This window comes from Bacillus salipaludis, assembly GCF_004358205.1.
In genome coordinates this window covers 82,659-95,032 of record NZ_SMYO01000005.1, presented here as the reverse complement: position 1 = coordinate 95,032, position 12,374 = coordinate 82,659, and the positions used below count along the sequence as shown (strand labels likewise).

The following is a 12,374-nucleotide window of genomic DNA, read 5'->3' as shown; positions in this document are numbered from 1 at the left end:
TTAGCTTAGTCTATCGTTTCCGCTATTTTAATTTGTGATATAATAAACAATCTTAATTATCTATTTAATGATACGACAAGAACGTAGAAGCCGCAATGAGATTCCTCTATTTTCGGATATTTTAAGTAAAAAAACCTCCTGCACAAGTTTGCAGAAGGTTTTTTAGAAATAATTACTATTAATTTTAGATCCGAACAAAGTGTGATGCTAGTAACTCATTGTAAAAATTATCAAATTGTTCAAGATTCATTTGCTGTTGGGCGTCGGATAATGCTACGGCTGGATCTGGATGAACTTCAGCCATAACTCCATCAGCTCCAATTGCAATCGCCGCCTTAGCAGCAGGAAGCAATAAATCTCTTCTTCCAGTGGAGTGTGTTACGTCCACCATAACTGGTAAATGTGTCTCTTGTTTCAAAATTGGTACTGCAGAAATATCTAATGTATTTCTTGTTGCACGCTCATATGTGCGAATACCGCGTTCACAAAGAATAATTTGTCCGTTTCCTTGTGCCATAATGTATTCTGCTGCATTGATAAATTCTTCAATGGTTGCTGCAAGGCCTCTTTTTAATAAAACAGGTTTCTTTACAGCTCCGGCTGCTTTTAATAATTCAAAGTTTTGCATATTACGGGCACCAATTTGAATCACATCAAGGTACTCAGCTGCCATTTCAATATCCGCAGGGTTTACAATTTCACTGATTACAGCCATATCGAATTCAGTTGCAACACGTTTTAAAATTTTTAAGCCTTCGACGCCTAAACCTTGGAAATCATATGGAGAGGTTCTTGGCTTATATGCACCGCCACGTAGAAGTTTTAGTCCTTTTTCCTTCATTGCTTTAGCTACCGTTGCAACTTGCTCATAAGATTCAACTGCACAAGGACCAAAAACGAAGTGCGGTTTACCGTCTCCAATATTTTCACCCTTTAACGTAACAATTGTATCTTCAGGCTTTTTCTTTCTCGAAACTAATAATGCTTTACTATGATCATCTTTTTGCAGGTCTAACCCAGCTTTAAAAATTTCTTTAAAAATATGATCAATTGTTGAATTTTCAAAAGGACCATCATTATGCTCCTTAATAACCTCCAACATTTTTCTTTCACGGACTGGATCGTAACGGTAAACTCCCTGGTTCCCCTTTACTTGCCCAATCTCTTGGACGAGTCGAGCTCTTTCATTAATTAACCTCAACAATTCCAAGTTTAATTCATCCACACGTGATCGTAAGTGATCCAATTCATTTGTGCTCAATATTTTCCCCGTCCTTTCATAACCCATCAGATATTTATATTCATAAATACTGAACGGTGTCCTACTTTTTTAAGATTGTATTGAAATAAATTTTCTATTTTTTCAATAATTAGGCTTTATTATAGCGGAAAAAATTATTTTTGTCACCACTTTTTTCTTTATTGATTAAACGCTTTTAAGCACTAAAGTATTTATAAGGGATATTAAATTAAAATATGTTGATATTTGAATTATGTGATGCTTATAGAAAAAATTGTACATTTTTCAAAACGAAAGCACCCATATTATGGATGCCTTTAAATACTACTGATTTTCACCCACTGCATCTGTCAATGAACGCTTGGTAATTTTCCAATGCGAGGCATTCCAGCGTGGCTCCCCATTTGTAAAAAGAATAGCCTGTGGTGATTCATGCTTAATATTAAACTTCTCTGCAATATCATTTGATAATGGGCGTGAATCCTGTACAGCTAAAAAGTAAGCAGGAATGCTATTTTCATTATCGGCAAATTTTTGATATTCCTGATAAGCTGCCTGACTAACCGGGCATGTTAAGCTATGTTTTAAAAGAAGAAATTTCTCTTCTTTTTCCAGTAATGTTTCAAACTGTTCTTGTGTTTCTATTTTGTCAACCATTCTTATTCCCTCCTAAAAAATAAACGGTGAAGTCATTTTATCACTTCACCGTTTCTATCACAAATAATCAGTTTAGATTTTGGCTGTCTTAAACCTAGTTGTTGATTTTTGCTCCAATCAACGTTGTTCAAAAGAAAACACTGTCTTTTAAATTTTAAAAATTCTTACTGTTTTACCTTTAACTCTTCTTCATCGAGGGCTTTTTTTGCTTCGTCTAGTTTTCTCTTAATATCCTCGTTGTTTAGTGGTGCCTCTGTCTTTATGCTTACATTTTTTTGTTGGTGGGTTTGAATGGGAATATAAATGACATCTGACTTGTCCTCTTTTTCTTCCCTTGCCTTCGGTTTGATTTTTGTTTTGCTTAAAAGATCACTTGATTGTTGAACGATGCCCTGTGTGATCGATGTTGTCTTGGAAGCAAGCTGGCTGCTTTTGTTCATCATATTTCCCCGCAAATCTGCGGTTTTTTCCATTAGAAAACCCGTTTGGTTACTTAGTTTGTTTCGCAAATCCTTCCCTGCTTTTGGTGCAAAAAACAGTGCGGCAGCCGCACCAACCATCCCGCCTACTAAGGCGCCAAGTAAAAAACTATTACCGGAATCTTCGTTTCTTTTTTGGTTCGTTTCTCGTGTTTCGTTATCTTTATTAGACATAAAAAACGCCCTCCTTGAGTTAACCTATATTATCTTGACCTAACTCTGCCGGTTTCACTTGGGGTAATCATATTTTTTTCTTGCCTTTTTGCCTTCCATTTATCCCTAAGTTCAAGAATCACATTACTCCATTGAATAACTTGAGAAACTTTTTCTTTACTTTCTTCAACTTGCTTGTCAAAGGATTGGGTAATGTCCTGTAAAGTTCCATTAAACTTACTCACTGTTGTACCAACATCTTTTACAGCATCCACAACACTATTTAAGCTTTCTGACTTATATTTTAAATCATCTGCAAGAGCATTCGTTTTTTGTAAAAGTACGGTTGTTTCTGTTGTGACTCCTTCAAGCTGTGTTTCGAGCCCTTCAAGAGTTTTTGAAACGCTTTTCAATGTCTCCCTTAGAGACGTAAGCATTTTGGAAACATAAATCACAAGTACTAGAAAGGCAATTGCAATCAATGCAACACTTAAGTATAAAATAATAATCATTGTGGCACCTCCGCTTGATTCTACCTATATGTATTACCCAACGATGTTGGGCATAAACCTCATCAACATTTTATACTACTTCAATCTTTTTGTCTTGTTTTCCTGCCAACACATTTATAAAATATCGTTATTTTTCAACATTCATCCATATTCGGGTAAAATAGAGAAGCAGTATAAGAAATTTTCTTTCGGAGGCGTATGAAATGAAGGATACACGGATTGAGAAACTCGCAAAAAATTTAATTAACTATTCTGTCCAGCTTCAAAAAGGTGAAAAGGTACTAATTGAGAATTTCGGATTGCAGCGTGAACTTGTAACCGCTTTAGTAAAAGAAGCTTATGAAGCTGGAGGCTACCCATTTGTTCTTTTAAAAGATCATCAAGTGGACCGCTCTTTATTACTCGGTGCAAAGGAAGAACAATATAATATGATGGCTGAATTTGAGGCCAATGTAATGAGTCAAATGGATGCATACATAGGACTGCGTTCCGGCAATAACATAAATGAGCATGCAGACGTACCAGATGAAAAAATGAAGATTCACGGGAATACAATTGGCAAGAAAGTCCACCGTGACATTCGGGTGCCAAAAACAAAATGGGTTGTGCTTCGTTACCCAACATCCTCTATGGCTCAATTAGCTAAAATGAGCACTGAAGGATTTGAAGATTTTTACTTCAATGTCTGTAACTTGGATTATGGAAAGATGGATGAGGCAATGGACAGCCTTGTTGAACTTATGAACCGTACTAACAAAGTTCGTTTAACCGGACCGGGAACAGATCTTAGCTTCTCCATAAAAGATATCCCAGCCATTAAATGTGCAGGAAGATTAAACATTCCGGATGGAGAAGTATATACAGCTCCTGTTCGTGACTCTGTAAACGGCATGATTTCTTATAATACCCCATCCCCCTATCAGGGATTTACGTTTGAAAATGTTAAATTAACCTTCAAGGATGGAAAAATTGTTGAAGCAGAAGCAAATGATTCAGAACGAATCAATAAAGTTTTTGATACGGATGAGGGAGCACGCTATATCGGGGAATTTGCCATTGGCGTAAATCCATTCATTTTAAATCCAATGCAGGATATTTTATTTGATGAAAAAATTGCAGGAAGCTTCCATTTTACACCTGGTCAATGCTATGATGATGCCTTTAACGGGAACCATTCAAATATTCACTGGGATATGGTCAATATTCAACGTCCTGAATATGGCGGAGGCGAAATTTATTTTGATGATGTCTTAATTCGCAAGGACGGTCTATTCGTGATCCCCGAATTAGAAAAATTAAACCCAGATCATTTAGTATAAAGGTAAAGGATGCCAGGTATTGCCTGGCATCCTTTTTTAAGATAATTGCTTTTCATAGGACTCTTGAAATTTTTGAATATCTCCTGCACCCATAAAAATAATCACACCATTATCAAAATTTTTAAGGACAGATGTATTCTCTTCTGAAAGAATCTCCGCTCCCTCTATTTTGTCCTGAAGATCCTTGATTGTAAGCTTTCCATGGTTTTCACGTGCAGAACCAAAAATTTCGCATAAATAGGCCTTATCCGCCTTGCGTAAGCTTTCAGCAAAATCTTCAAGAAACGCCTGCGTCCTTGTAAAGGTATGCGGCTGGAAAACGGTAATCAACTGACGATCAGGATATTTTTGTTTAGCCGCTTCAATTGTTGCTTTAATTTCAGTAGGATGGTGTGCATAATCATCAATTAAAATTTGTGAACCAATTCTTTTTTCCGAGAATCTTCTTTTTACTCCCTGGAACGTGCTTAATTGCTCCTTGACAATAGCCACATCAATTTCTTCGTAGTGGCAAAGGGCAATGACAGCAAGAGAATTTAAGACACTATGATCACCGAAGGTTGGAATTGTAAAGGAATCATAAAAAGTATTCCGGATAAACACATCGAAGCTAGTTCCATCTGTTGTTTTCACAAGATTTTTGGCTTGATAGTCATTCTCTTCATCAAAACCATAAAATAATACCGGAACCTTTGCTTGGATTTTTTGAAGCTGCTCATCATCACCGTATGCAAAAATTCCCTTTTTTACCTGTATGGCCATCTCTTGGAAGGCAGAGAAAACATCATCAATATTGGCAAAATAATCAGGATGGTCAAAGTCTATATTGGTCATGATTGCATAATCAGGGAAGTACGATAAAAAGTGCCTTCTGTATTCGCATGCTTCGAATACAAAATATTCAGCGCCTTCCTGCCCTTTCCCTGTACCATCGCCAATTAAAAACGATGTAGGTTTGGCTCCTTCCATAACATGAGCAAGCAACCCAGTAGTGGACGTCTTTCCATGGGCACCTGTAATCGCAATACTTGTAAAGTTTTGCATAAAATCTCCCAAGAAGCGATGGTAACGGACAATCGGAAGCCCCAGCTTCATCGCCTCTTGAATTTCTTCGTGGGTATCAGGAAAAGCATTTCCTGCAATAATGGTCATTCCCGGTTTAATATTTTCTTTTTGAAAGGGAAGGATCTTTATTCCTGATTGCTCAAGGGCTACCTGAGTGAAAAAGCGCTTTTCGACATCGGAGCCTTGCACTTCAAAATTCATATCGTGCAGAACCTGTGCCAACGCACTCATTCCAGACCCCTTAATACCTACAAAATGGTAAATAGTCATCTAAAGAACCTCCAACAAACGTCTATCTGTAAAACAGTATATGACATCTTACTTTATTTGCTAATTTTAACTATATTCTCATTGTAATCACATTTATATATTATAACACTCTTCGTTCTTAAAAACTATTTAAGAACTATTTACTTTTATTTCAAATATTTCATTTTTTAATTCAAAGAGTATTGGGTTATCCATTTGAATTCGCCTCATAAAAGGCTTCTAAATCCGATGCCGTAATTAAAACCTCACGCGGTTTACTTCCATTTGCACTGGAAATAAACCCATTTGCTTCAAGCATATCCATTAATCTTGCTGCACGGTTGTACCCGATTTTAAAACGGCGTTGCAAACTAGAGGTTGAGGCCGTGCCATGGTCAATGATAAACTCGCAGGCTTCATAAAAAAGTTCATCCTCCTCCTCTGTCACTTGCGCCTTCTTTAAAAGTTCTTCCTGTTCAAATAAATAATCCGGTTCCTGCTGCTCCCTTACATGTGCAACAACAAGGTCAATTTCTTCATCAGAAACAAATGTACCTTGCAAACGGACAGGCTTCGATGAACCATTTTCTAAAAAGAGCATGTCCCCCCGTCCAAGCAATTTTTCCGCCCCGCTTATGTCAATGATTGTTCGCGAATCAATTTGTGATGAAACGGAAAAAGCAATTCGTGTTGGAATGTTTGCTTTGATTAGCCCTGTAATAACGTCTACAGAAGGTCTTTGGGTAGCCACGATTAAATGGATCCCACACGCTCTAGCCTTTTGGGCAATTCGGCAAATGGCTTCCTCAACATCTGCCGGTGACATCATCATTAAATCAGCTAACTCATCAATAATAATGACAATGAACGGCAGCTTGTCGGAATATCTCTTATGTTCCATTGCTAGTTCGTTAAAGCGGTTGATATCTCGGACACCTGTATGGGCAAAAAGCTCGTAGCGTCTTTCCATTTCCTCAACAGCCCATTTTAAGGCAGCTGTTGCAGCTTTTACATCCGTTATAACCGGGCTGACCAAATGTGGGATTCGATTATAAGGAGCTAATTCAACCATTTTGGGATCAATCAGCAATAACTTTAAATCTTCAGGACTAGCTTTAAATAATAAACTAACAAGGATTGTGTTAATACAAACACTTTTTCCCGACCCCGTAGCTCCGGCAATTAAGCCGTGCGGCATTTTTTTCAAATCAGTTACAATTGGTTTTCCTGAAATATCGAGCCCTAATACAGCCGTTAAGGGCGAGGTGGATTCCTTAAAAACATTACTTTGGATAATTTCATTTATAAAGACCGGCCGTGACTTTTGATTAGGAACTTCAATACCAATCGTATGCTTTCCTGGGATAGGAGCCTCAATCCGGATATCTCTAGCTGCAAGACTTAATTTAATATCATCACTAAGGTTTGTAATTTTATTTACCTTGACACCCGGCTCAGGCTGAACCTCAAAGCGTGTAACGGCTGGACCCTGTGTTACATTAACCACCTTTGCTCCAACGTTAAAATTTTGTAAGGTTTGGTTTAATAAATTTTCCTGGTTTTGAATCCACTCTGTATCTTTTTCAACTACAACTGGTGGACTCAACAAAGAAAATTCAGGAAATTGATAGGTATCCGCTGCCGAAATAGCCACTTCTTCATGGGCCACAGTTTTATCATAAGTGGCTGCCTCTTCTTTATGGGCATCAGGTTCATCATAAGTGGTTGCCTCTTCTTTATGGGCATCAGGTTCATCATAAGTGGTTGCCTCTTCTTTATGGGCATCGGGTTCATCATAAGTGGTTGCCTCTTCTTTATGGGCATCGGGTTCATCATAAGTGGTTGCCTCTTCTTTATGAGCATCAGGTTCATCATGAGTGGTTGCCTCTTCAAAATGGACCTTGATTTCATCATTAATGAATGCCTCTTTTTTCGGTGCAGCCTTCTCTATTTGAAAAATTGGCACTTCCTTCAATTCCTCATGAACCACTTTTACTTTCTTAACCGTTTCTATCGGCTTGTTTATTTCAGGCGGTATTCGGGAATCCATGCCCATTTTTCTTTGTATTTTTCTTTCTTCCCATTTCTCCTTATCCTGCTTTAACATCATGACATTGAATGGTAAATGGGACTGTTTTGGTCTTGGGTTCTCCGTATGCACCTGAACGGTTTCTACACTTATTTGTGGTGGTAAGTTTTCAGGTTCAACCGCTTGAACTGAAGGAATCTCTTGCTCACGATCCGGTATTGAATATGAAATATTTAAGGATGGCTCCAACCTTGAATCTTCCTCTTTTTCAATCTCCTCAACTAACGGACCGGGTTCTGTTACCAGGATAACAGGATTTTCATTTTGTTCCTGTGGTGGAACTTGAATCTCTTCCATCATTTTTTGACTGTTTTGGGTTGATTCTGTATCCTCTTTTATAAAATGAGTCAGCTCGTGCTCAACAATGATTGAATTGCTGCTTTTCACAGGTCTTTTAAATCCAAAAACTGGAGATGGAATTTCGGTTGCATGAAAAGGTCTGCTTTTTTTTGGCTCCTGCTCCTTTTGTATTTTAGGAGCTGCCTTTTTCTCTTGCACAACCTCAAAATGCTCTGTCTCTTTACTTTTTTGCTGTCTTTCTGTTCGCTTCTTTGAAGCTGCACCCTTATTTTCGATTGACTTTTCATCCGGGATAATAGGTAAACGAATTTTCCCTTTTGGATATTGGTAGGAAATACGGGCATCTATATCCCTGCCGCCTTCATTATTTTTTTTAGAGGGAAAGTCTCTCATTTCATTATGTATTCTAGAATGGTTCAGTTCATATTCGTAATCATTTTCATCTTCCTCATCATTTTTAAACCTTTGAAAAAAGTTTTGGATCCAGCTCAAAACTATCACTCTTTCTACTTTCATCTATTATTCTATTTTAGCAGTATTTGATAATATTTCGACAAGAAATCTAAAAATCAGTCGAAATATAGTGGAATAGGTTGGAATTCTTAAAATACAAATGAAAAAAGACCACTTTTTGTTGTGATCCTTCCTCATTTTTGTCACTTATTTTTTCCTAAAATAAAGATTGGTTCTAGTTCCCCATCCTCGTACAAAAATGACAATGCCGTGATGGGCACATGGCCATTAGCAAAGAAGCTCATCGCTAATTGTGCTAGAACATCATAGCCTCTGTCATTTCGAATATCCGCAATGACCAGCACATCCTGATGCGGTACAGCTAATACCATTGTTCCTGAAACTTTCTTTTGCATCTCATTTAAAAAGCCTTTATTTAAAATCCGGCTGGCATCATACCCATCATTTGTGTTAAGGAAATAAAAGACATTTCCAGCAACATGATCTTCCTTTAATGGGGTTGGAAGGGATCTGGCATTAAATAACGCAATTTCTCTTATCCGATTTGCTTCCCAACCCTCATTTTCCAGCACACGTGAATCAATTAAACGATACGTTTTTCCCATATCAATCGCATAATAGATTTTCGTCTCCGCTGTATGCTCATCGACTAAAAAAGGAACACCCTCTTCTGCTTCAGCCGGAAATGATGTAGAACGAATAACAGGGAAAATATGTTTCTCGTGGTTTGTTAACTGGATTTTATCTTCCATCGCCTTTAGGCCTTCTTCAACATAATAAACCACTTCATCAATCGCTTTTTCTTTATTGGTATGCCAATTAGCAATTATTCCAGATAAAGAAACCGTAATTCCTTTTCCAGCCGCAGAATTTTCGATTCGGAGCTGATCTTTATCACGGTTATACGTAAAGTTCCGACCAGGAGCCGCCAATCGCTGTTCTAATTCTTTTCGCATTTTCTTACTATCCATTTTCATCCTTATCCCTCCATATCAAAGGAGATGCGCACTTATTGTAACATAAGAAAAGCGGAAGCGCCCGTTTAGCACACGACAGGACTGGAGCGAGTCGATTGAGATAAAGGAAACACGAAGAGCGTTAGCGATTCGATGTTGACTTATCGTAGGGAGGCGAGTGAAGTACACTAGTCGCTGGGCGCTGGAGCTGGACAATTCTCAAAGTCGAATGTTAAATTTTCTTTTAAAAAAACTCCATCTCAAAAGGAGATGGAGAGAGAAACGTAATTATTTTAGGCCCTTGATGAAGTTTTCGATTTCCTCTTGGGTTTTTCGATCCTTACTAACAAAGCGACCAAGTTCTTTTCCATTTTCAAAGCCAATAAAGCTCGGAATTCCAAATACATCAAGCTGCTGGCAAAGATCTATAAACTGATCGCGGTCAACATGAACAAAAGTATATTCTTTAAAATTTTCTTCGATTTCAGGCAGGAACGGTTCAATAAAACGGCAATCCCCGCACCAGTTTGCTGAAAACATAAAAATCGTTTTTCCCTTATCCCGAAGTTGTTCAAATTGCTCCATAGACTCTAAATTTTTCAATTTCATTACCTCCTGCTTATTTTTTTATTGAATGAACAATCTGCATCATCGTTTTAGCGTCATCTGCTAAACTGCTTGTTTTAGTTTGAGTGGTCATCTTGGTTCCACCAATTCCTACCGTAACTTCATTCAAATCATCCTTCAAATGTTTTACCAAGATAAATCCAAGTTCATTATTTTTCTTAAATTTTTCATTTGTATAAAGATGCTTATATTGTGCCACTGTTGCTTTGTAAACTACTTCACTTGCCAAATCTTCTTGCGGATTATTAAATAGGATAAAAGTTCTTGAACCATTTTTTAAAACTATATTATTAGGCGATTTATCATTAATCTCATAGCCAAATGGCAGGTAAAATTGGAATTCTCCGCTTTTTTTGTTAGGCTTCTTCGTGTCTTCATTAAAAGTAGTTTTGACAGTTTCAACAGCGGTCTTACTTGCCTCTTTCAATGATGGCTTCCCACAGGAACTTAATATGAGAATAGCTAGGATACAAATAAAAATTGTCTTAAAGAATTTCAGATGATTTCCCTCCTTTTTCGACCATTCCTATATACATCATACCTTTCACATTCTTTACATGACAAGGTATTTGTCGATATTTGTTGTCGAAACAAGGAGAAATTTCTTTATTCCCTATTTATTTGATAGGTGTATTGTCCAACTAGCAGCTTCACGATATGGGTAAACATTTCATCCCGTTTAATGAATCCATTGGTAAAAATTCCGATTGCACCTTCTTTTTTACGGACATTTTCCTTGTTGGAGAAATCCTCCATTACTGGCCCTAATTCTTCTCCTGCCCTCAAACGTGCCGCAACTTCTTCAGGGAGCAGAATTCTTGCTCCTCCAGCAATAATCGGTTCTCTGCCTTTTGCAACAAGTGCCCCCCAATTTACAATTAATAGCCCATGTTTGGATTCTTGGACACCGCCTTCAAGTCCAATACCTAGATCACCATTTCCTTGTCCTAGAGCCCCCTGTGCCCGATTGATTGCTCCTTGAATTGTTTCATCATCCGAAAACGGCTGGTCACTTACTTCTGACGGGATATCTAAGGAGAGAAACTCCGCTTCTGTTTCAACAAATGCATTTTTAACTGCGGAAATTTTAGCAGGGTTCTTAGTTCCGATAATGATTTTCATGGTGCCGCTCCTTTTTTCGCTAAAAAGAGGCATATCCAAATGCCCCCTCTTAATATTTAACTATTTGCTTTTATAGAATCTACCGTTGATTTGTCACATGCTTTTACAAGTTTGACTAATAATTCTTTAGCTGCGGCATAATCATCTACATGAATAATCGAAGCATGGGTATGGATGTAGCGAGAGCATATTCCGATTACGGCGCTTGGAACACCTTCATTGGACAAGTGAACCCTTCCTGCATCTGTACCGCCTTGCGACACGAAATATTGATATGGAATACTATGGGTTTCAGCCATATCGAGGACGAATTCTCTCATTCCACGATGGGTAACCATTGAGCGATCAAGGATTCGCAGCAATGTCCCTTTTCCTAACTGGCCAAATTCTGACTTCTTCCCTGACATATCATTAGCAGGGCTTGCATCTAGTGCAAAAAAGATATCAGGATTAATCATATTGGCAGCAGTCTGTGCACCTCTTAATCCTACTTCTTCTTGGACCGTAGCTCCGGAATATAGAGTATTTGGCAAAATTTCATCCTTTACTGCCTGAAGTAGTTCAATCGCTAATCCGCAGCCATAACGATTATCCCAAGCCTTCGCTAAAATTTTCTTCTCATTGGCCATTGGAGTAAATGGACAAATCGGTAAAATTGCCTGACCTGGCTTAATGCCAATCCTCTTCGCATCCTCACGGTCATCCGCACCAATGTCAATCAGCATATTCTTGATTTCCATCGGTTTATTTTTCTTTGAATCATCGAGTAAATGAGGAGGAATTGAGCCCACGACGCCAATAACTGGGCCATTTTTCGTCATGATTTGAACCCGCTGTGCTAAAAGAACCTGGCTCCACCAGCCGCCAAGTGTTTGGAAACGAATCATTCCGTTATCGGTAATGGAAGTAACCATAAAGCCCACTTCATCCATATGTCCTGCTACCATTACGGTGGGACCACTCTCATTACTCCTTTTCACACCGAAAATACTTCCAAGGTTATCTTGAATAATTTCATCCGCATAAGGTGTTAAATGTTCCCGCATAAATTTTCTCACAAGATGTTCATTTCCAGGAGCGCCGGGAAGCTCTGTCAAGGTTTGAAAAAGCTTTAATGTTTGTTCGTTCATTT

General features: G+C 38.1%; 11 protein-coding genes and 1 pseudogene. 1 reads left to right on the top strand and 11 read right to left on the bottom strand.

The annotated features are described in order from the left end of the window. Nucleotides 1-184: 184 nt before the first annotated feature. From E2K98_RS11105 to E2K98_RS11090, 4 genes are all read right to left on the bottom strand, one after another. On the bottom strand, nt 185-1,261 hold the full coding sequence (locus E2K98_RS11105; RefSeq protein ID WP_133334311.1) for a bifunctional 3-deoxy-7-phosphoheptulonate synthase/chorismate mutase: 1,077 nt from the start codon (nt 1,259-1,261) through the stop codon (nt 185-187). Between the two features lie 303 nt (nt 1,262-1,564). After that, nucleotides 1,565-1,897: a bacillithiol system redox-active protein YtxJ gene (gene ytxJ, locus E2K98_RS11100; RefSeq protein ID WP_133334310.1), complete on the bottom strand. Its 333-nt coding sequence runs from the start codon at nt 1,895-1,897 to the stop codon at nt 1,565-1,567. A 164-nt stretch (nt 1,898-2,061) separates the two neighbouring features. After that, a complete protein-coding gene (locus E2K98_RS11095) occupies nt 2,062-2,550 on the bottom strand; it encodes a YtxH domain-containing protein (protein ID WP_133334309.1) in 489 nt (162 codons plus the stop codon). Nucleotides 2,551-2,579: 29 nt separating this feature from the next. Continuing rightward, nucleotides 2,580-3,041 (bottom strand): DUF948 domain-containing protein, encoded by a 462-nt coding sequence (locus E2K98_RS11090; protein ID WP_133334308.1) that lies wholly within the window; start codon nt 3,039-3,041, stop codon nt 2,580-2,582. 203 nt (nt 3,042-3,244) lie between these two features. Between E2K98_RS11090 and E2K98_RS11085 the strand changes: the two genes are divergently transcribed. Then, on the top strand, nt 3,245-4,360 hold the full coding sequence (locus E2K98_RS11085) for an aminopeptidase (RefSeq protein ID WP_133334307.1): 1,116 nt from the start codon (nt 3,245-3,247) through the stop codon (nt 4,358-4,360). Between the two features lie 36 nt (nt 4,361-4,396). On the opposite strand, the gene murC is transcribed toward E2K98_RS11085, so the two are convergent. The 7 genes and pseudogenes from murC to E2K98_RS11050 form a co-directional block, all read right to left on the bottom strand. Continuing rightward, nucleotides 4,397-5,695, bottom strand: a complete 1,299-nt coding sequence (gene murC, locus E2K98_RS11080) for a UDP-N-acetylmuramate--L-alanine ligase (protein ID WP_133334306.1) — start codon at nt 5,693-5,695, stop codon at nt 4,397-4,399. A 187-nt stretch (nt 5,696-5,882) separates the two neighbouring features. Then, nucleotides 5,883-7,307, bottom strand: a pseudogene (locus tag E2K98_RS32310) (DNA translocase FtsK); the annotation flags it as partial. A 1,412-nt stretch (nt 7,308-8,719) separates the two neighbouring features. Continuing rightward, the gene (locus E2K98_RS11070; protein WP_235824786.1) at nt 8,720-9,514 is read right to left on the bottom strand and encodes a DUF1444 domain-containing protein; all 795 of its coding nucleotides are present in this window, start codon (nt 9,512-9,514) and stop codon (nt 8,720-8,722) included. A 267-nt stretch (nt 9,515-9,781) separates the two neighbouring features. Continuing rightward, nucleotides 9,782-10,096, bottom strand: coding sequence for a thioredoxin family protein (locus E2K98_RS11065; protein WP_133334304.1), 315 nt, complete (start codon nt 10,094-10,096; stop codon nt 9,782-9,784). A gap of 16 nt (nt 10,097-10,112) precedes the next feature. Further along, nucleotides 10,113-10,547 (bottom strand): hypothetical protein, encoded by a 435-nt coding sequence (locus tag E2K98_RS11060; RefSeq protein WP_133334303.1) that lies wholly within the window; start codon nt 10,545-10,547, stop codon nt 10,113-10,115. A 179-nt stretch (nt 10,548-10,726) separates the two neighbouring features. Beyond that, nucleotides 10,727-11,242, bottom strand: coding sequence for a DUF84 family protein (locus E2K98_RS11055; RefSeq protein ID WP_133334302.1), 516 nt, complete (start codon nt 11,240-11,242; stop codon nt 10,727-10,729). A gap of 56 nt (nt 11,243-11,298) precedes the next feature. Continuing rightward, a complete protein-coding gene (locus E2K98_RS11050; RefSeq protein ID WP_133334301.1) occupies nt 11,299-12,372 on the bottom strand; it encodes a M42 family metallopeptidase in 1,074 nt (357 codons plus the stop codon). Nucleotides 12,373-12,374 lie beyond the last annotated feature (2 nt).